Raw genomic sequence first — 19,501 nt, 5'->3', positions numbered from 1 at the left:
ATTCTGCAGACGGGAAAAACACCTGTCTGCAAAAATGCGGCAAAAACAAAAGGTTGAGCGGATGCAAACATCCGCTCAACGGGACGCGATTACTGCTTCAGGCTCGGCGCAATGCCGATGCAGGCTTCGCAAAGGCCGGCGACAGAAGCGACCGACTTGTCGAAAGCTTCCTTCTCGGCCTTGTTGAGGTCGATCTCGATGATGCGCTCGACGCCGCCGGCGCCGATAACAGTGGGAACGCCGACATACATGTCCTTGACGCCGTACTGGCCGGTCAGGTGCGCAGCGCAGGGCAGAACGCGCTTCTTGTCCTTGAGGTAGGCTTCGGCCATCTCGATCGCGGAAGCGGCCGGTGCGTAGTAGGCAGAGCCGGTCTTGAGCAGACCGACGATTTCGGCGCCGCCATCACGGGTACGCTGGATGATTTCTTCGAGGCGCTCCTTGGTGACCCAGCCCATCTGGATGAGGTCGGTCAGCGGAATGCCGGCAACGGTCGAGTAGCGGGCGAGCGGCACCATGGTGTCGCCGTGACCGCCGAGAACGAAGGCGGTGACGTCCTGGACCGAAACGTTGAATTCCTGGGAGAGGAACAGGCGGAAGCGTGCGCTGTCGAGAACGCCGGCCATGCCGACGACCTTGTTCTTCGGCAGGCCGGAGAACTTCTGCAGCGCCCAAACCATCGCGTCGAGCGGGTTGGTGATGCAGATCACGAAGGCGTTCGGGGCGTACTTCTTGATGCCCGCGCCGACCTGCTCCATGACCTTGAGGTTGATGCCGAGAAGGTCGTCGCGGCTCATGCCCGGCTTGCGGGCAACACCGGCGGTGACGATGCAGACGTCAGCACCTTCGATGGCGGAATAGTCGCTGGCACCCGTCAGGTTCGCGTCGAAGCCTTCGACCGGGGAGGACTGGCCGATGTCGAGGCCTTTGCCCTGGGGGATGCCGTCGGCGATGTCGAAGAGAACGATGTCGCCCAGTTCCTTCAGGCCGGCGAGATGCGCCAGCGTGCCACCAATCATCCCTGAACCGATAAGTGCGATCTTGTTGCGCGCCATGAAAGTGCTTCCTTTGTGATCCCAAACTGATCGAGGCCTGAAACGCCGCAAACGCCAAACCTTCGCCGGAAGCCATTAAACGGCAATCGTTAAAATATCAATCGATACTTTTCGATGGAACAATTTCAATCGGTTAGATCATAAAATTCTTACGTAAACGTAAGAATTGCCGTCACCCGAGCGTCATTAAACCGCAACATTTGCGGGATGTGCGGCAGCATATTCTTCGCTCTGCATCTCGATCAGCCGCGAAACTGTCCGGTCGAATTCGAAGCCTTCCGTACCCTTCTTCAGCGTCAAGAGGTTCTGCGGTTCGGCAGCGGCCGACGCAAAGAGGCGGGCTCCATTGTCGTAAAGCGTATCGACGAGCAGGATGAAGCGCTTGGTTTCATTGCGCATATGCGGCCCGAGATGCGGCACGTGGTCGACGAAGAGGGTGGTATAGCGCTCGAGGATCGCCAGGTAGTCGGCAGCGCCGAGCGGCTGCTGGCAGAGATCGGCGAAGCTGAAACGGGCGACCTTGCCGGCTGCGGCCGGCACCGGGATCTTGCGGCCCTTGCGCGGCACCTCGGCGGGCGCGACCGCTGTGCCTGCCGTTTCCCGGCTCCAGGCGTGCGTCATCGCCGCATCGGCCCCGGGTCCGAGCGGTGAGATCCACACCGGGCTGCCGTCCGTCTTCAGCAGGCGGTAGTCGGTATCGGTGTCGAGCGAGATGATCTCGGCGTTCGCCTTCAACAAATCGATGAACGGCAGGAAGAGCCCGCGGTTGAGGCCATCGCGATAGAGATTGTCAGGCGCCACGTTCGAGGTGGCCACCAGCACGCAGCCCTTGGCAAACAGTTCGCCGAAAAGCCGGGCGAGGATCATCGCATCGGCAATGTCCGTCACCGTGAACTCGTCGAAGCAGAGAAGCCGCGCCTCGCCGAAAAGCTCGGAGGCAACCGGCGGGATGGGATCGGCCTGCTTCGTCTCGCCGTTCTTCAGTTTCTGGCGGTGCTTGTAGATCCGCTCATGCACGTCGGCCATGAACTCGTGGAAATGCGCCCGGCGCTTGCGCTGGATCGGCACCGCCTCGAAGAACATGTCCATCAGCATGGTCTTGCCGCGGCCGACGCCGCCATGGATGTAGAGTCCCTTGACCGGCGGATGATCCTTTTTGCGCGAGGCAAACAGCCAGCCGAGCGCATTGGTCTTGCGCGACGGCCTGCTTGCCAAGAGCTCGGCGGAAAGATGATCGAATCGCCGGGCGATCGCGAACTGGGCGGGATCGCGTGTTCGCTCGCCGCTCTGAACGAGCGTTTCGAGCTTGCGGTAGATACTGTCGTCAGGATTAAGCACGTCTCACCCGAGGTGGACCGGAAAACAAGAAGCCCGGCGGTAAGCCGGGCTGGACCATGCCATTAGCGGCTGAGGCTGACGGGCTGGCCACCGTTGGTCGAGCCGTCGAAGCGCGCATCGGCCGTCTTGTAGAGCCGAGCGATAGCGTTGCCGGTACGGTCCTTCAGGACGACCTGCTTGCCGGCCACTTCCCAAGAGCCCATGGCCGTCAGCTCGCCGGCGCAGCCGCGCGTGCCGCCGCGCGAACCGCTGCCGAGGTTGGTGAGCGTCAGGAACATGTCGCATGAGCTGCCGGCGCTGGAAACGCGCCAGTTGCCGACCACCGATCCCTTGGTCCGGCGGGTGCGTGGGTGGGGGCGGCAACTTGGGGGCCGGGCTGTTGCGCGGCACCCGCCGTCGCCGTTCCAGCCGTCGGTGCAGCCGGGAATTGTGACGCGTTGCCGGGGGGATGGGGGGGCTGGTCCGACGAGACCGACGGCAGGGGCTGAGCCGGGGGGGGAGCAGGTGAAAAACCCGGGGAGCTGAACCCCCCCACCGATGCCCGCTGGCACCCGGTCAGCGCAAGCACAACCGCCAGCCCCGCCGCCGCATGAATAACCCGCATATCTTTACTCCCGATGTGTTCCGCGAACCATGATGCAACGCGATAATATAGGCCGAAATACAGCAAATCCACCTGACAAATCAAGGGAGGACGATTCATGGCGACCTGTTGCAGGATTGAAACGTCTGCGGGAACGGGACAATCGCGACTTGCCGCCCGGCCGCTTCGTGCTTCGGACGACTGAAATGACTGTCGCTCGCCAGCACAATCAACGATTGTCGGACGGGCAGACAGAGCCATTCAAGGCCGCTTCGCTCGCCTCGCGGCGAGGAAACGCAAACGGCGGGCACAGGGCCCGCCGCGACATGCGATTGTGTTTCCGATGCCCCGGATCAGACCCGACGCTCGACCAGCATCTTCTTGATCTCGCCGATCGCCTTGGCCGGGTTGAGACCCTTCGGACAGGCCTGGGCGCAGTTCATGATCGTGTGGCAGCGATAGAGGCGGAACGGATCCTCGAGATTGTCGAGACGTTCACCGGTCGCTTCATCTCGGCTGTCGATCAGCCAGCGATAGGCCTGCAGCAGAACCGCCGGACCGAGGTAACGGTCGCCGTTCCACCAGTAGCTCGGACAGGAGGTCGAGCAGCAGGCACACAGGATGCACTCGTAGAGGCCGTCAAGCTTGAGGCGGTCCTCGTGGCTCTGCTTCCATTCCTTGGCCGGCGTCGGCGTCACCGTCTTCAGCCAGGGCTCGATCGAGCGGTGCTGGGCATAGAAGTGGGTGAGGTCCGGCACCAGGTCCTTGACGACGGGCATGTGCGGCAGCGGATAAACCTTCACCGAGCCGTTGATCTCGTCCATGCCCTTGGTGCAGGCGAGCGTGTTGGTGCCGTCGATGTTCATCGCGCAGGAGCCGCAGATGCCTTCGCGGCAGGAGCGGCGCAGGGTCAGCGTCGGATCGATCTTGTTCTTGATGTAGAGCAGACCGTCGAGCACCATCGGGCCGCAATCGTCGATATCGATATAGAAGGTATCGATGCGCGGATTGTTGCCGTCGTCCGGGTTCCAGCGGTAGATGCGGTATTCGCGAACATTGGTCGCGCCTTCCGGCTTCGGCCAGACCTTGCCTTCGGTCATCTGCGAGTTCTTGGGGAGAGCGAGTTCAACCATGTGCCTAATTCCTCAAGATCAGTAGACGCGTGCCTTGGGCTCGATCTTTTTCGGATCGATGCCTTCGGCGATCAGGTCGGTGTGAACAGGGCGATAGTCGAGCTTGACGTCGCCGGCCTCGTTGACCCAGGCGAGCGTGTGCTTGCGCCAGTTGACGTCGTCGCGGCCGCCGAGCGCCCCGCTGGTATAGTCTTCGCGGGCGTGCGAGCCACGGCTCTCCTTGCGCGCTTCAGCGCCGTAGATCGTGGTGATGGCGTTGGCCATCAAGTTCTGCAGTTCCAGCGTCTCGACCAGGTCGGAGTTCCAGATCATCGACCGGTCGGTGACCTTGACGTCGGGCAGCTCCTGCCAGATCGCCGAGATGCGCTTGCAGCCCGACTCCAGCGATTCCTGGGTGCGGAACACAGCGGCGTCTTCCTGCATGGCGCGCTGCATCTTTTCGCGCAGGACGGCCGTCGGTGTGCCGCCATTGGCATGACGCTGCGCGTCGAAGCGGGCCATGATGCGGTCGCAGGCAGCGACGTTGATCGCCGGAACCGCTTCATTGCGGTCAATGACCTGACCGGCACGGATGGCGGCGGCGCGGCCGAAGACCACGAGATCGATCAGCGAATTGGAGCCAAGACGGTTGGCGCCATGCACCGAGGCGCAGCCGGCTTCGCCCACGGCCATCAGGCCAGGCGCAATGCGTTCGGGGTTCTGGCTGTCGGCGTTGAGCACTTCACCCCAATAGTTGGTCGGCACGCCGCCCATGTTGTAGTGCACGGTCGGCAGAACCGGGATCGGCTCGCGGGTGACGTCAACGCCGGCAAAAATCTTCGCCGATTCCGAGATACCCGGCAGACGTTCGTGCAGCACGGCCGGATCGAGATGATCGAGGTGCAGGAAGATGTGGTCCTTGTTCTTGCCGACGCCGCGGCCTTCGCGGATTTCCATCGTCATGCAGCGCGAAACCACGTCGCGCGACGCCAGGTCCTTGGCCGATGGCGCATAGCGCTCCATGAAGCGCTCGCCTTCGGAATTGACGAGATAACCGCCTTCGCCGCGTGCGCCTTCGGTGATCAGGCAGCCCGCGCCGTAAATGCCGGTCGGATGGAACTGGACGAATTCCATGTCCTGCAGCGGCAGGCCGGCGCGTGCGATCATGCCGCCGCCGTCGCCGGTGCAGGTATGCGCCGAAGTTGCCGAGAAGTAGGCCCGGCCGTAACCACCGGTCGCCAGCACCACCATCTTGGCGGAGAAGCGGTGGATCGTGCCGTCGTCAAGGTTCCAGGCAGCGACACCTGTGCAGCGGCCGTCATCCGACATGATCAGGTCGAGCGCAAAATACTCGATGAAGAATTCGGCGTTGTTGCGCAGCGCCTGGCCGTAAAGCGTGTGCAGGATGGCGTGACCGGTACGGTCGGCCGCTGCACAGGTGCGCTGCACCGGTGGGCCTTCGCCGTAGTTCTGCATGTGACCGCCGAACGGCCGCTGGTAGATCTTGCCTTCCTCGTTGCGCGAGAAGGGCACGCCGTAGTGCTCGAGCTCATAGACCGCCTTCGGCGCTTCCATGGCGAGATACTGCATGGCGTCGACGTCGCCGAGCCAGTCGGAGCCCTTCACAGTGTCGTAGAGGTGCCACTGCCAGCTGTCCGGCGTCATGTTCTGCAGCGAGGCGGCAATGCCGCCCTGGGCCGCAACGGTATGCGAACGCGTCGGGAAGACCTTGGTGATGCAGGCCGTCTTCAGGCCCTGCTCCGCCATGCCGAGCGTGGCGCGCAGACCGGCACCGCCGGCGCCGACGACGACGACGTCGAAGGCGTGGTCGACATATTGGTAGGCCTTGCCGTTTGCAGCGGGTGAACTGATCGATGCCATGACGAAATTACCCTGCAAAAGCGATCTTCAGGATGGCGAAAAGACAGAGCCCGCCAACCGCGATCGCGAAAAATGTGTTGAGCATGAGAAGGGCGATCTTCGCGCCTTCGCCGTGCACGTAGTCCTCGATGATCACCTGCATACCGAGCTTCATGTGGATCAGGCCCGAAAGCAGGACCAGCCCCATGACGACGGCGACGAAGGGGTTCGAAAGGGCCGCAACGACCTCCGCATAGGGAGCGCCGGCATAACGAACGAGGAAGATGACGAAAAAGATCAGCAGCGGCACGTTGGCGACCGCGGTCATGCGCTGGCGCCAGAAGTGGTCGGTGCCTTCTTTGGCGGAGCCGTAGCCGCGGACTTTGCTGAGAGGTGTACGCATGTTCATGGTCTTGTCCCCTCAGTACCGGACGAGATAGCCGACCACCCAGATCAGCACGGTGAGCGCTACCGACCCGACGATCGTCGCCTTGGCCACCTTGGTGGCGAAGTGCTTCTCGTAGCCGTAGCCGAGGTCCCACATGAAGTGGCGCAGGCCGCCGAGCATATGGTGCACCAGGGCCCAGGTGTAGCCGAAGAGCACCAGCTTGCCGAGCAGCGTGCCGAACAGCCAGCTGACCCAGTCATAGTATGCTTCGCCGGACGCGGCGGCGATCAACCACCAGGCGACGAGGATGGTGCCGAAATAGAGCGCGCCGCCGGTGATGCGGTGCACAATGGACATCACCATTGTCGGGATTGGTTTATAGATTTGAAGATGCGGCGAGAGCGGCCGGCTTCTTGTGACATCCGTCATCGGAACCTCACGGAAATGCCCGGATTTACGCCCAAAAAGTGGACGATTTTAGTCCGGTATCGCACCTGATTGTGCGCAATTCAGTCCTTCGGACCTTTAATCACCATATTGCTTAACGACAAGTGTGTTTGCAGTGCAAAATCAATTTAATCGATTAGACGAAAAGCGGCATTTTCAGGTCCGACCGAGACACCGCGCCCGATTAACGATACGCACGAAAAACATAACCAAATCCGTGACTTTCCGGCGAAATTGCCCCAGAGTGGACTTAACGATTTGTTAAGCGTTTTGCGGAGGGCGGACAGAATGACTCTGTTGCAAGCAATCCATGCGACCAAAGTTTTAGCACTTGCAGGCCTTCTTGTCGCCACGACCTGCTTCCCCTTGGAGGCCCGCGACTGGGGCGGAGCAGGCGGCGTCCAGATGCGCACCAACCATGTCCGCATGTATCAAGGTCGCCCGGGCCCGCGCTATGAGTTCGGCGGTATGAGCTACCGCAACGGCTGGAACCGCAATCGCATGCCCCGCCGCGACTGGATGTCCAACAATGGGTTGCCGGACGTGAACACACGCACCCGGCACATTCGGTTTCCCCGATATCGCCCCTACCCCGGGTCCTACGCCGGCCGCTGGGAACACCGTGGCGGATGGGTCCGAGACAGGGCGGGCCACGACATCTGGACATCCGGGGGCCGCCGCCACGATGGTCGCCCACGCATCGTCAATGGCCTGCAGGAAGCCAATGGACTGCCGGAAGTAGAGACACGCACGCGGCATGTTCGCCTCCCGCAATACCGCCCGTATCCCGGCCCCTATGTCGAACGCTGGGGAAGCGGCGGCGGGTGGGTTCGCGACAGGGCCGGGCGCGATATCTGGACATCCGGCGGCCAACGCCGCGACCATCGCCCGGGGCGCTATGGCGGTGACGAATTTCCGGGCAACATTCCGGGCCTCGGCGCCTATGGCGGTGGCATTTCCGCCTATGTCGACCTCGGCAACGGCATGTATTTCAACCAGGAAGGCAACTATGGCTATGCCGACGAGGGTGAGTTGGCGCCGCCGCCACGGGTCAAGAGCGGCAAGATCATCAATGTCACGCCGCAAACGATGAACCGTTCCTGCGCCTATGAACACGGCGTCTGCGTGATCCGGCGATAGTCACGGCGCTGCCGGCCGGATCAGCCCGTCACACCCATGGCGCCGATGATGGCACCCATCGCTAGAAGCACCAGCAGCCAGTGCACCCCGTCGATGAGCGACAGATCCCAGCCGAAGCCCTGATAGCGATGGTTGACGACGAGGGTCGTCGCGACGAAGCCGAGCCAGAGGAAAAAGGCCGAGACGACGCCCTTGGCGAGCGTGACCTCGCCCGGCCCGAGGTGGCCGACAACACCTGCGACCATGGTCGCCATCACCAGCTCCGAAACGAAGGAAATGGCGAAGAGTACCGGCGACATCTGCGCGCCTGCGGGACCGATGCGCGCCGCCTTCATCCAGGGTTTGCCGAGAACGCCGTAGTAGATGGCGCCGATGACGAAAGCTGCGATGGCGGCGATCAACACCGCCAGATAGTTCATACCCGCAAATGCCATGTTCGTTCCCCCGTTTTTGCGGGGATTGGAATCTATGGCTTTTGGGCTGTCAACTGCCTGCCGTGGTGCCAAAGCGCCAGACCGTCGTGCGCTTGACCTCGCTGTCCTCCAGTGCCCGGGTCACCGGAACCTCGTAGGTCACAAGGGCCGTCATCATCTCGCGCGGACAATAGGAGCGGCCGGGATCGCCGACGATCACCATCGCCCCTTTCGCTGCCAGATCCGAAAACCACGGCTTCAACCGATCGGCAAAGGCCTTGTCGTAGAAGACGTCACCGGCGAGGTAGACATCGGCCTGGAGATCGCGACCGGTCACGTCCTCGTCCGTGTAGAAAAGAGTGACGCCGTTGAGTGCCGCATTGAGCCGGACCGCCGTTTCCGCCCAGGGATCGATATCGGCAGCAAGAACCGAAGCCGCCCCCGCCTTCATCGCGGCAATCGCCACGAGACCGGAGCCGGAGGCGAAATCGACGACCTGCCTACCGCGCACCACGTCCGGATGGTCGAGGATATAGCGCGCAAGCCCCTGCCCGCCGGCCCAGGCAAAGGCCCAGAACGGCGGCGGCAGGCCGATCTCCTGCAATTCCTCCTCCGTTTTCAGCCAGAGCTCGTGCGCTTCCATCGCCAGATGCAGCCGGATTTCCGGCACATGCGGCGGCGACAGAACGCCGGTGTTGGCGCGGATAAAACTTTCGGGATCGGTCTTCAAGAAACGCTCCGGGCGTGGTCCGAAAAGCGGAAACCGGTTTTCGGAGAGATCACGCGGAAAACAAAGCTAGCGCGGCGGATTGTCGAACCCGGCCATACGGCAGACTTCGATCCACTCGTCCTCGGTCACCGGCTGCACCGAAAGCCGCATGCTGGTGACCAGCGCCATGTTGGAGAGCTTGGGGTTATCCTTGATCTCCTTCAGCGTCACCGGGCGCGGCACGTCGCGGACAGCGCGGATGTCGACGCAGTCCCAGCGGGCATCGCCCTCGGCGGTCGAATCCGGGTGCGACAGCGCGCAGACCTCGGTGATGCCGACGATCTCAAGCCCTTCGTTCGAGTGATAGAAGAAGCCCTTGTCGCCGATCTGCATCGCCCGCATGTTGTTGCGCGCGAGGTAGTTGCGAACGCCGGTCCATTCGGTGCCCTTCTCGCCGGCATCCTTCTGCATCTGCCAGGACCACTTGAAGGGCTCGGATTTGTAAAGCCAGAACGCCATCGCGCTTCAAGCCTCCGGGTTGTTGAAGACCCAGTTGAAGGCCTTGATTTCGACGTTGGAGAACAGGCCGGCCTTGGCATAGGGATCGGCTTCGGCGATGGCGCGCGCATCGGCGATCGTCTCAGCCTTGACGATCACCAGGCTGCCGGTCGGCTTGCCGTCGTCGCCGAGGAAGGGACCGGCCATCTTCAGGATGCCCTTGGCATTGAGGTCGTTGAGATAGGCGACATGATCCGGGCGCGTATCGAGCCGAAGCTGCAGCGCGCCTGATTTGTCGGTGCATTGAAGTGCGAAGAGCATGCTTCCTCCTGAGTTTTCGTTTGGCGCGGGATGCGGGCGGAAAACCGCATTACACTTTTCCTCATCCCGCCCTTCATTCCTGGGTGATCGGACGGGACATCAATTGTTCAAGGGCCGTGCGCACATCGAGCCTGCCGTCGATGATGGCGGCGACCGCCTCGGTGATCGGCATCTCGACGCCGAGATCGCGCGCGACGCGGGCAGCAACCGAGGCGGCAAATGCCCCCTCGACGAGTTCGCCCTGGCGTCCGCTGGCGCGGCCATCCTTGCCAAGCGCAATGCCGAAGCGCAGGTTGCGCGACTGATGGCTTGTCGCCGTCAGCACGAGATCGCCGAGCCCCGAGAGGCCGCGAACGGTATCGGCATCGCCGCCTTCGGCGACGACAAAACGAGACATTTCCGCAAGACCGCGCGAGATCAGCGCCGCCCGGGCGCTATCGCCGAGCCCTGCGCCCTCGACAATGCCGCAGGCAATGGCAAGCACGTTCTTCAACGCGCCGCCAAGCTGCACGCCGATGCGATCTTCTGAAGGGTAGAGACGGAAAGTCGGGCCGGACAGCGCCTCGGCGAGCAGCGTCGCCGTGTCATTGTCGGCAGCGGCGACCACCATCGCCGTCGGCAACCCCTTGGCGATGTCGGCCGCAAAGCCGGGGCCGGAGAGCACGCCGATGCCGTGGCCCGGCAGTTCCTCCGCCAGCACATCGGTCAGCAGACGGCCCGTCGCCTGCTCCATGCCTTTGGCGCAAGTGACGATCGTCGCCGCGGCATTGATCGACGGGCCATATTGCCGCGCGGCCTCCCGGTGCGCCTGTGAGGGCATCACGAACAACACGATTTGGGCATCGCCGAGCACCGCGACATCTGCGCTGTGCTTGAGCCCCGCGGGCAGGTCGATGCCCGGAAGCGCCTGCTCGTTGCGGCCGGTTCGTCGGCATTCGTCCGCAATCTCCTCGCGCCGGGCGAAAAGGGTCACGTCGCTGCCGGTAGCCGATGCGGCAACGGCGGCAAGCGCCGTGCCGAAGGCACCCGCGCCGACCACCACGATCTTCGGGTTGGTGTTCATAGTTTGTCCATCATGCCTTGGCGCCGCGTTTGCCCGAACCGAGCAAGGTTTGCGCCTGTTGGTCGAGCGGCCAGCGCGACCGCGGCGCGACATCGAGACCGTCGGCCGGCAAACCGGCGGCAAAGCGTTCCGCACCCGCCCAGGCGATCATCGCGGCGTTGTCGGTACACAGTTGCAATGGCGGTGCGATGAAATCGAAGCCGTTCTTGTCGCAGAGGTCCTGGAGCGTCGTGCGCAGCACCTGATTGGCGGCGACCCCGCCGGCAACGACCAGCGCCGGCTTTTCGACAGACGCGTGATCCGCCTTGAACCGCTTCAATCCGCGCCCGATCCGATCCTTCAGCGTGCGCGAGATCGCGCGCTGGAAGGAGGCGCAGATGTCGGCGATGTCCTCATCCGTCACCGGCTCCAGCGATTGCGCCGCCTGACGCACCGCGGTCTTCAGCCCCGAGAACGAAAAATCGAGCCTGGCGTCACCGACGAGCGGCCGCGGAAAATCGAAACGCTCGGCATTGCCGCTTAGCGCCGCTTGCTCGACCGCCGGGCCGCCCGGGTAGGGAAGGCCGAGCAACTTCGCCGTCTTGTCGAAGGCCTCGCCGAGCGCATCGTCGATCGTCGTGCCCCAGCGCTCATAGTCGCCGACGCCCTTGACCAGGATCAGCTGCGTGTGCCCGCCGGAAACGAGCAGCATCAGATAGGGAAAGGAAAGGCCGTCGGTCAGCCGCGCGGTCAGCGCATGGCCTTCGAGATGGTTGACGGCGTAGAGCGGCTTGCCGGTCGCCCGGGCGATCGCCTTGCCGGTCATCAGCCCGACGATCAGGCCGCCGATCAGACCGGGACCACTTGTCGCAGCAATCGCGTCGATGTCCTGGAGCGTCACGCCGGCGCGCAGCAGCGCCTCCTCGATCAGGGCATCGAGCGCCTCAACATGGGCGCGCGCGGCAATTTCTGGAACGACGCCGCCATAGGCGCTATGCTCTTCCAGCTGACTGAGAACGACATCGCCGAGGATGCTTCCCCTGCCGTTTTCGTCGCGCAGCACGACGGAAGCCGCGGTTTCGTCGCAGCTTGTTTCTATGCCGAGGATACGCAAGGGCGGGGACATCTGGAACTACTCAAAGATTGCGGTCGCACCGAAAGGTGGGTACACGGAACTCCGGTAACAATGGATAGCCTTTGATGCAAACAAAACCTTTCCGGATCGGCACGCGCGGCAGCCCGCTGGCGCTCGCTCAAGCCCATGAAACGCGTGATCGCCTCGCGGCAGTGCATGGTCTGTCACCGGAAATGTTCGAGATCGTCATCCTTTCCACCAAGGGCGATCGCATCACCGATCGGTCGCTCGCCGAGATCGGCGGCAAGGGCCTGTTCACCGAGGAAATCGAGCAACAGTTGCTGTCGGGCGAACTCGATTTCGCCGTGCATTCGTCGAAAGACATGCCGACCAGGCTTCCCGACGGCCTGTTTCTTTCGGCCTTCCTGCCGCGCGAAGACATCCGCGACGCCTTCGTCGGCCGTACCGCACAGAGGCTCATGGAATTGCCGGAAGGCGCGACCGTCGGCTCGTCGTCGCTGCGCCGCCAGGCGCTGATCCGCCGGCTGCGGCCAGACATCAACGTCATCACCTATCGCGGCCAGGTCGAGACGCGGCTGCGCAAGCTTGCCGAAGGCCAGGTCGACGCAACGCTGCTTGCCTATGCCGGCCTGAAGCGGCTCGGCATGACCGACGTGCCGACCGAGCTGCTCGACCCGGAAGAGTTTCCGCCGGCACCGGCCCAGGGCGCAATCTGTATCGAGAGCAGGATCGGCGACAAACGCGTCAACGACCTGCTCGCCGCCATCGACGATGCCAGAACCCATGAGGCAGTCGCCTGCGAGCGTGGGTTCCTGGCGACGCTCGATGGCTCCTGTCGCACCCCGATCGCCGGTCTGGCGGTCTCGGACGGCACCTATCTGCGTTTCTCCGGCATGATCCTGACGCCTGACGGTCGCACCCATCACCGCATCGCGGTCGAAGGCAAGGCCGCCGACGCCGAAGCCCTTGGGCAAAAGGCCGGCGAAGACATCCGCGCACTGGCGGGACCCGGCTTCTTTTCGAGCTGGACCTGAACCATGCGGCTGCTCGTGACCCGGCCGCAGCCTGCCGCCGAGGCGACGGTCAGCCGGCTGGAGGCCATGGGTCATCGGCCGCTGCTGCTGCCGTTGGCGCGAGCAGAACATTTGCCCCAGGCGGCGCGAGGAGCGCTCGAAAAGCCGCATGCCGCGATCGCCCTCACCAGCGCCGAAGCCGTTCGGGTTCTGGCCGAACTTGGGGCCGAGCTTCGACCCCATAAGACGAAACCCTGTTTCTGCGTCGGCGAGGCGACGGCCCGTGCGGCACGCGACCTCGGCTTCACCGCGGTCCACACGGGAGGCGGAACGGGCAAGGGCCTCGCGGGCCTGATCGCGGCAACCCTTGCGGCATCTGAAACACCCCTGCTCTATCTCGCCGGATCGCCTCGCTCCGACGGGCTTGAAGCCACGCTGCGGCGGCTTCAGGTCGAGCATGTCACAGTGGAGTGTTACAGGATGGAACCGATCGCGCACCCGCCCGAGGCTTTGGCGCGCCTGCTGTCCGCCGGCCAGCCGGAGGCTGTGCTGCTCTATTCCCACGACACCGCGCGACGCTTCGCCGCGCTTCTTGTCGAAGCCGGTCTTAAGGCCGCCGCCTTCTCGCCGCGCTACCTCTGCCTCAGCGCCGCCGTTGCCGGAGCCCTGCCGGACGGGACACCGGTCGAGGTCGCCGCAAGACCCGACGAAGAAAGCCTTTTCAGGCTTCTCTAATGCTATTTCGATCAAAATCGGAAGCAAGGGGGCTTTCCCTCACCGGCCAGCCTGACTAGGTTTGTTGCCAGAACCGACAGGCAACAACGGTAAGAGGTCACCATGGTATCGGAAAACCCGCCGCGCCGCTCGAAAGCCGAGAAAGAGCCGCTGACGATCGACCTTGAAGCGGAAAAAGCCGTGACGGAAGACGCCGAAGCAACGGCCGGCCACGCGGCAACCGCCGATGAATCGACCGAAGTCTCCGAAACCGATGGCGCAGCGGAAGCCCGGCTCGAAGAGGAAATCGAGGAACAGCGCGCCGATGCGGCAGCAGCCGTCTTCACCGAGGAGCCGCCGCATATCAGCCGCGAGCCTGAGGCGACCGCCGTGCACAAGCCGCCGTCCAATGCCGGCTCATTGGCGGCCGGCATCCTCGGCGGTCTGGTCACGCTGCTCGGCTTCGGCGTGCTGCAATATGCCGGCTATATCCCCCCGCTCGGCCCCGACCGCGGCGCAACGACCACGGACGTGACGCTTTCGAGCGAAATCCAGGCCCTGCGCGATCAGGTGGCCGGCATGCAGGCGCCAACAGCAGCCGTCGACATCGCACCGCTTGAGAACCGCCTCGCTGCACTGGAGCAGACGACCGCACAACCGGGCGCCGGCGGAGCGGCAACCGCCGAGGTCACGGCTCTGCAAGCCGAAGTGACGAACCTGACCAAGGAGATAGCCGCGCTGAAATCGGGCCTTGCCGAAGCACAGCAATCGGCAACGGCGGCCAGAGCCGAACTGGCAAGCCGCATCGATTCCGCCGAACAGAAACTCAACGAGCCAGCCAACGATATCCAGGTTGCCAAGGCCGTCGCGGTCACCGCGCTCAAAACCGCGATCGATCGCGGCGGGCCGTTCCTGGCTGAGCTCGATGCGCTTCGCAGCATCGCCCCTGATGAGACGGCGGTGACTGGCCTCGCCCAGGATGCAACGACGGGCGTGGCGACACGCGCCGATCTTCGCCGCGACTTTGCAACGGTATCGGGCACCATGCTCGACGCGCTTGATCAGCCGGATCCGAACGAGGGCATCTTCGATCGCCTCGTGTCCAGCGCCATGTCGGGCATCCGCGTGCGCCCCGTCGGCAGCGTCGAAGGCGACACGCCGGAGGCCGTCGTTGCCCGTATCGAGGACAAGCTGAACAACGGCGACCTCAAGGGGGCCGCATTGGAATGGGACGGTCTGCCGGCTGCCGCCAAAACCGCCGGCGAAGCGTTCAAGGCCAAGCTTGACCAGCGCCTGCGGGTCGAAGGCATCATCGATGCTGCCGTCGCGGCGACGATGAACAAGTCCGGCACCCAGGGCTGAGGAAGACAGACATGATCCGCATTTTGATCTTCATCCTGATCGTCCTTTGCCTTGGCCTCGGCTTTGCGTGGCTCGCGGATCGGCCGGGCGAACTCTCGCTCGTCTGGCAGGGACAGCTCATCGAAATGAGCCTGATGCGCGCGGCATCGCTGCTGATCTCGCTGATTGCCGCAACGCTGATCGCCATCTGGCTGGTACGCACAATCTGGCTGTCGCCGCACACCGTCACCCGCTATTTCCGCGCCCGAAAGCGCGACAGGGGCTATCAGGCGCTATCGACCGGTCTGATCGCCGCCGGCGCCGGCGACGCCAATCAGGCGCGCAAGATGACGGCCCGGACCCGCGGCTTGATCAGCGCCGACCAGGAACCGCTGATCCACCTGCTCGAAGCCCAGACCTTCCTGATCGAGGGCAAGTACGACGACGCGCGCAAGAAGTTCGAACTGATGGCCGACGATCCGGAGACGCGCGAGCTCGGCCTGCGCGGTCTCTATCTCGAAGCCAAGCGCCTCGGCGCGCACGAGGCAGCGCGCCAATATGCCGAACGGGCAGCAGAGAAGGCGCCGCACCTGCCCTGGGCGACGCTTGCGACACTCGACAGCCAGAGCCAGGCCGGACAATGGGATGACGCGCTGCGCCTGCTTGACCAGAGCCGGACAGCCCACGTGCTTGAACGCAAGGAGGCCGACCGCAAGAAGGCCGTGCTTCTGACCGCCCGCGCCATGAGCCGCCTTGACGGCGATGCCAAGGCTGCCCGCGACGATGCGCTTGCCGCGCTCAAGCTTGACGAACACCTGGTGCCTGCCGGCCTCGTCGCGGCAAAGGCGCTGTTTCGCGAGGATAATCTGCGCAAGGGAGCCTCGATCCTCGAAAAGGCGTGGAAGCACGAGCCGCATCCCGATGTCGCCCGCCTCTACGTGCGGGCGCGCGGCGGCGACACGGCGGTCGACCGGCTGAAGCGCGCAAGAAAGCTTGAATCACTGCGTCCGAACAATGCTGTCACCATGGCAGCCGTCGCCGAGGCCGCACTCGAGGCGCGCGAGCTTCTGCTTGCCCGCACCAAGGCAGAGGCAGCAGCCCGGCTGGAGCCGACCGAAAGCATCTTTCTGCTGCTCGCCGACATCGAAGAGGCCGACACCGGCGACGAGGGCCGCATCCGCCACTGGATGGCCCAGGCGCTGAAGAGCCCGCGCGATCCCGCCTGGACCGCCGACGGCGTGACCTCGCCCACCTGGCTGCCGGTCTCGCCCGTCAGCGGGCGGCTCGACGCCTTCGAATGGAAAGCACCGGCCCTGCAGCTTGCCGCACAGGTCGAGGATGGCCATCTGAGCGCCGACGAAGCGATCCGCAGCCTGCCGCCAGTGGTGGCCGAGCACCATCCCGTGTCCCACGGTCCGGCGTCAGTGAAACAGGCTGTCGATACGCCGGTGATCATCGAGGCGGCGCCCGAAACGCCGCGGGAGCGCGCGGAGCCGATCAAGGTGGCGGAGGCCAGGAAGCCGGCCCCGATCGTCGAGAAGACACGCGAGAAGGAAGGTGCGTCCAATGGCGAGCAGGTCCCCGACCCGTTCTTCGGCCGTCCTCCGGATGATCCTGGCGTGCGGGAACCGGCTGCCGGCGAAAAAGTGCCGGAAAAGACCAGTTTCCGATTGTTTTGAGTTTTTGAGGGGCTGTGGGCGAAGACATGTTTGAACGGTTCCGGACGTTTCTCGAGGGCCTGACCGGCCCGACGACGCGGATCGAGAGGGGTGACCCGCGCGTGGCGGTCATCGCACTCTGCATTCAGGTAATGGAGGCGGACGGCAAGATCCACGCCTCCGAGCAGCGCAAGATGCGCACGATCATCAAGCAGCATTATGCACTCGACGATGCGGCACTCGGCGCGCTGGTCGAAGCCGGTAAGTCCGCCGAGAGCGAGGCGATCGACTTCTATCAGTTCACCGCCGAAGTGAAGCGGCACCTTTCCGAGGAGCAGCGCATCGAGTTGATCGGCATGCTCTGGGAAATCGTCTACGCCGACGGCGAGCGCAGCGAGATGGAAGACCACGTGATCTGGCGGATCGCCGATCTTCTCGGCGTGTCCGGACGGGACCGGGTCTTGAAGCGACGGGAGGTCGCGGCAAGGATCGATGCGGCGGAAGAAGGCGAACCGCAACAGGAAAGCTGACATGCCGATGCCCGCCGAGACCGACAGGAAACCCATCCTCATCGTCCTGCACCAGGAGCGATCGAGCGCCGGCCGTGTCGGCCAGATCCTCACGCAGAAGGGTTTTCCTCTCGACATCCGTCGTCCGGCGCTTGGCGACGAGCTGCCTTCGACGCTCGAACACCACGGCGGCACGATCATCTTCGGCGGCCCGATGAGCGCCAATGACGAGGAGGATTTCGTCCGTCGCGAGATCGACTGGCTGTCGGTGCCGCTGAGCGAAAACAAGCCCTATCTCGGCATCTGCCTCGGCGCACAGATGCTGGCGCGCAATCTTGGCGGCAAGGTCGCGCCGCACCATGAAGGCATGACGGAAATCGGCTGGTATCCGCTGGTCGCCACCGACGCCGGCCGGGCGCTAATGGACTGGCCGGCGATGGTCTATCACTTCCATCGCGAGGGCTTCGATCTGCCGGCCGGCGCCGAGCTGCTGGCAACCGGCGAAACCTATCCGAACCAGGCCTTCCGCTATGGCGAAAATGCCTGGGGCATCCAGTTTCACGGCGAGCTGACGCGCGCCATGATGCATCGCTGGGTCGTGCACGGCGCGCACCGCTTCGAACTGCCCGGCGCCCAGATGGGCAAGGCCCATCTCGACGGTCGCATGCAGCACGATGCGCCGTTGCGCACCTGGATGGAGAATTTCCTCGATCTCATCTTTCTGCACGCTGGCGACAGGAAGACGGCCTGACGGCAAGCCTCGGCCGCCAGTGCATTTCCAGGAAAAGTGCGAAGCGGTTTTCCCTCGGGAAATGCGTAAAAACAAAGAAATAGAGCGTTGCCGCGGCTCTGTCTAAACCGGAAAGGCTTTAGCGGTGATGCTTCGGCACGTCGAGCGTGTCGATCTTGCGCAGCTGTGGGAAGCCGAGCGCCCAGAGCGCCGACACCAGAAGCGTGCCTGCACCGCCGAAAGCAACGGCAAAGACCGCCCCGAAGCCGGATGCCATCATGCCGGCCCGGAACTCGCCAAGCTCGTTGGAGGCGCCGACGAACACCATGTTGACCGCATTGACGCGGCCGCGCAGCTCGTCCGGCGTCCACAGCGTGATCAGGATCTCGCGGACATAGACCGAGATCATGTCGGCGGCCCCCATGACGACGAGTGCTGCGATCGATACCCACGGCGTTGCCGACAGGCCGAAGACGACGGTGCCGAGGCCGAAGAGAGCAACGCCGGTGAACATGTAGAAACCGGCGCGGTGACGGATGGGGTGGGCGGCCAGCCACACCGCCATGCCGACGGCGCCAACGCCGGGGGCCGCGCGCAGCAAGCCGAGGCCCCATGGGCCAAGATCAAGGATATCGCGGGCAAAGACCGGCATCAGCGCGACGGCACCACCGAGCAGCACCGCGAAGAGATCGAGCGAGATCGCACCCAGCACCACCTTCTCCGCCTTGATATAGCGGAAACCGGCGGTGATCGTCTCCCAGCTCTGCACCGGCGCCTTGGAGCGCGCCGCCGGCTTTGGAATGGCGAACACCATCAGCGCCGCAGCGGCGAAGAAGCAGACGCCGACGGCATAGGGCGCAACGGAGCCGAAGCCATAGATCAGGCCGCCCGCAACCGGACCGACGATCATCGCCGTCTGCCAGGATGTCGAATTCCAGGCGATCGCATTCGGCAGGTCTTCAGGCGGGACCAGATTGGGTGCCAGCGACTGCGAGGCGGGTGCCAGAAACGCGCGCTCGATGCCGAAGACGATCAGGATCGCATAGACCGGCCAGGGCGAGAAGCGGCCCGTGACCGTCAGCATGAGCAGCGCCACGGCGCAAAGCGTGCTGATCACCATGCAGATGCCCATGATCATGCGCCGGTTGTAGCGATCGGCAACCGATCCGGTGACCAGGATCAGCACCAGCGACGGCAGGAACTGGAACAGCCCGATAAGCCCGAGATCGAACGGATCGCGCGTCAGGTCGTAGATCTGCCAGCCGACCGCAACGGAGATGATCTGGATGGCGAAGTAGGCAAGGAAGCGCGAGAAGAAGTAACGGCGATAACCGACATGCCGGAAAGCGGCAAAGCGGTGGCTGGTATGAACGGCAGACATAGGGGAGACGCTCCTCGATGGCACCGATCTTTGACCGGCCCGTGTTATACCAAGTCTCGATGATAGAAACTTATAGGATGATCCATGGATCGCCTTCGGCGGACTTCTCGGGCTTTCTGGCAGCGTCGAGATCCTTGACCGAGCGTCAGCATC

Annotated in this window: 20 protein-coding genes and 1 pseudogene; 7 read left to right on the top strand and 14 right to left on the bottom strand. The window is 63.8% G+C overall.

Going from position 1 to position 19,501, the window contains the following annotated elements; translation table 11 throughout:
- Nucleotides 1-89: 89 nt before the first annotated feature.
- From mdh to sdhC, 7 genes and pseudogenes are all read right to left on the bottom strand, one after another.
- Nucleotides 90-1,055 (bottom strand): malate dehydrogenase, encoded by a 966-nt coding sequence (mdh, locus tag AC244_RS12945; protein WP_053249240.1) that lies wholly within the window; start codon nucleotides 1,053-1,055, stop codon nucleotides 90-92.
- Between the two features lie 186 nt (nucleotides 1,056-1,241).
- A complete protein-coding gene (gene zapE / locus AC244_RS12940) occupies nucleotides 1,242-2,393 on the bottom strand; it encodes a cell division protein ZapE (RefSeq protein ID WP_053249239.1) in 1,152 nt (383 codons plus the stop codon).
- 62 nt (nucleotides 2,394-2,455) lie between these two features.
- Nucleotides 2,456-2,997 (bottom strand): annotated as a pseudogene (locus AC244_RS12935) (protease inhibitor Inh/omp19 family protein).
- Nucleotides 2,998-3,329: 332 nt separating this feature from the next.
- Nucleotides 3,330-4,109, bottom strand: a complete 780-nt coding sequence (locus tag AC244_RS12930; protein ID WP_053249238.1) for a succinate dehydrogenase iron-sulfur subunit — start codon at nucleotides 4,107-4,109, stop codon at nucleotides 3,330-3,332.
- An 18-nt stretch (nucleotides 4,110-4,127) separates the two neighbouring features.
- On the bottom strand, nucleotides 4,128-5,969 hold the full coding sequence (gene sdhA / locus AC244_RS12925; protein ID WP_053249237.1) for a succinate dehydrogenase flavoprotein subunit: 1,842 nt from the start codon (nucleotides 5,967-5,969) through the stop codon (nucleotides 4,128-4,130).
- 7 nt (nucleotides 5,970-5,976) lie between these two features.
- Nucleotides 5,977-6,357, bottom strand: coding sequence for a succinate dehydrogenase, hydrophobic membrane anchor protein (sdhD, locus tag AC244_RS12920; RefSeq protein WP_053249236.1), 381 nt, complete (start codon nucleotides 6,355-6,357; stop codon nucleotides 5,977-5,979).
- 12 nt (nucleotides 6,358-6,369) lie between these two features.
- A complete protein-coding gene (sdhC, locus tag AC244_RS12915) occupies nucleotides 6,370-6,765 on the bottom strand; it encodes a succinate dehydrogenase, cytochrome b556 subunit (RefSeq protein WP_053249235.1) in 396 nt (131 codons plus the stop codon).
- Between the two features lie 306 nt (nucleotides 6,766-7,071).
- On the opposite strand from sdhC, the gene AC244_RS12910 reads away from it, so the two are divergent.
- Entirely contained in the window at nucleotides 7,072-7,923 is an 852-nt protein-coding gene (locus tag AC244_RS12910; protein WP_053249234.1) for a hypothetical protein, read from the top strand.
- A gap of 20 nt (nucleotides 7,924-7,943) precedes the next feature.
- Here AC244_RS12910 and AC244_RS12905 read toward each other — a convergent pair whose 3' ends face one another.
- The 6 genes from AC244_RS12905 to tsaD form a co-directional block, all read right to left on the bottom strand.
- Complete coding sequence (locus tag AC244_RS12905; protein ID WP_053249233.1) at nucleotides 7,944-8,357, bottom strand: DUF1761 domain-containing protein; 414 nt, start codon at nucleotides 8,355-8,357, stop codon at nucleotides 7,944-7,946.
- Nucleotides 8,358-8,406: 49 nt separating this feature from the next.
- Nucleotides 8,407-9,066: a class I SAM-dependent methyltransferase gene (locus AC244_RS12900; RefSeq protein WP_053249232.1), complete on the bottom strand. Its 660-nt coding sequence runs from the start codon at nucleotides 9,064-9,066 to the stop codon at nucleotides 8,407-8,409.
- 66 nt (nucleotides 9,067-9,132) lie between these two features.
- Nucleotides 9,133-9,564, bottom strand: coding sequence for an EVE domain-containing protein (locus tag AC244_RS12895; RefSeq protein ID WP_053249231.1), 432 nt, complete (start codon nucleotides 9,562-9,564; stop codon nucleotides 9,133-9,135).
- A 6-nt stretch (nucleotides 9,565-9,570) separates the two neighbouring features.
- A complete protein-coding gene (locus AC244_RS12890) occupies nucleotides 9,571-9,864 on the bottom strand; it encodes a YciI-like protein (RefSeq protein ID WP_053249230.1) in 294 nt (97 codons plus the stop codon).
- 73 nt (nucleotides 9,865-9,937) lie between these two features.
- Nucleotides 9,938-10,927 carry an NAD(P)H-dependent glycerol-3-phosphate dehydrogenase gene (locus AC244_RS12885; RefSeq protein WP_053249229.1) on the bottom strand — a complete coding sequence of 330 codons (990 nt, stop codon included), beginning with the start codon at nucleotides 10,925-10,927 and terminating at the stop codon, nucleotides 9,938-9,940.
- Between the two features lie 10 nt (nucleotides 10,928-10,937).
- Nucleotides 10,938-12,032: a tRNA (adenosine(37)-N6)-threonylcarbamoyltransferase complex transferase subunit TsaD gene (tsaD, locus tag AC244_RS12880; RefSeq protein ID WP_053249228.1), complete on the bottom strand. Its 1,095-nt coding sequence runs from the start codon at nucleotides 12,030-12,032 to the stop codon at nucleotides 10,938-10,940.
- A gap of 74 nt (nucleotides 12,033-12,106) precedes the next feature.
- On the opposite strand from tsaD, the gene hemC reads away from it, so the two are divergent.
- The 6 genes from hemC to AC244_RS12850 all read left to right on the top strand — a co-directional run bounded on the left by hemC (nucleotide 12,107) and on the right by AC244_RS12850 (nucleotide 17,988).
- The gene (hemC, locus tag AC244_RS12875) at nucleotides 12,107-13,036 is read left to right on the top strand and encodes a hydroxymethylbilane synthase (RefSeq protein WP_053249227.1); all 930 of its coding nucleotides are present in this window, start codon (nucleotides 12,107-12,109) and stop codon (nucleotides 13,034-13,036) included.
- A gap of 3 nt (nucleotides 13,037-13,039) precedes the next feature.
- Complete coding sequence (locus tag AC244_RS12870) at nucleotides 13,040-13,750, top strand: uroporphyrinogen-III synthase (protein ID WP_053249226.1); 711 nt, start codon at nucleotides 13,040-13,042, stop codon at nucleotides 13,748-13,750.
- Between the two features lie 102 nt (nucleotides 13,751-13,852).
- On the top strand, nucleotides 13,853-15,091 hold the full coding sequence (locus AC244_RS12865) for a COG4223 family protein (RefSeq protein WP_053249225.1): 1,239 nt from the start codon (nucleotides 13,853-13,855) through the stop codon (nucleotides 15,089-15,091).
- 11 nt (nucleotides 15,092-15,102) lie between these two features.
- Nucleotides 15,103-16,749 carry a heme biosynthesis protein HemY gene (locus AC244_RS12860; protein ID WP_053249224.1) on the top strand — a complete coding sequence of 549 codons (1,647 nt, stop codon included), beginning with the start codon at nucleotides 15,103-15,105 and terminating at the stop codon, nucleotides 16,747-16,749.
- Nucleotides 16,750-16,775: 26 nt separating this feature from the next.
- Nucleotides 16,776-17,258: a TerB family tellurite resistance protein gene (locus tag AC244_RS12855; protein ID WP_053249223.1), complete on the top strand. Its 483-nt coding sequence runs from the start codon at nucleotides 16,776-16,778 to the stop codon at nucleotides 17,256-17,258.
- Between the two features lies 1 nt (nucleotide 17,259).
- On the top strand, nucleotides 17,260-17,988 hold the full coding sequence (locus AC244_RS12850) for a glutamine amidotransferase (protein WP_053249222.1): 729 nt from the start codon (nucleotides 17,260-17,262) through the stop codon (nucleotides 17,986-17,988).
- A gap of 118 nt (nucleotides 17,989-18,106) precedes the next feature.
- Here AC244_RS12850 and AC244_RS12845 read toward each other — a convergent pair whose 3' ends face one another.
- Nucleotides 18,107-19,348 (bottom strand): MFS transporter, encoded by a 1,242-nt coding sequence (locus AC244_RS12845; RefSeq protein ID WP_053249221.1) that lies wholly within the window; start codon nucleotides 19,346-19,348, stop codon nucleotides 18,107-18,109.
- Nucleotides 19,349-19,501 lie beyond the last annotated feature (153 nt).

Source organism: Ensifer adhaerens, from assembly GCF_001270265.1.
Lineage (GTDB): Bacteria > Pseudomonadota > Alphaproteobacteria > Rhizobiales > Rhizobiaceae > Ensifer > Ensifer adhaerens_B.
This window is presented reverse-complemented; position numbering and strand designations above follow the sequence as displayed.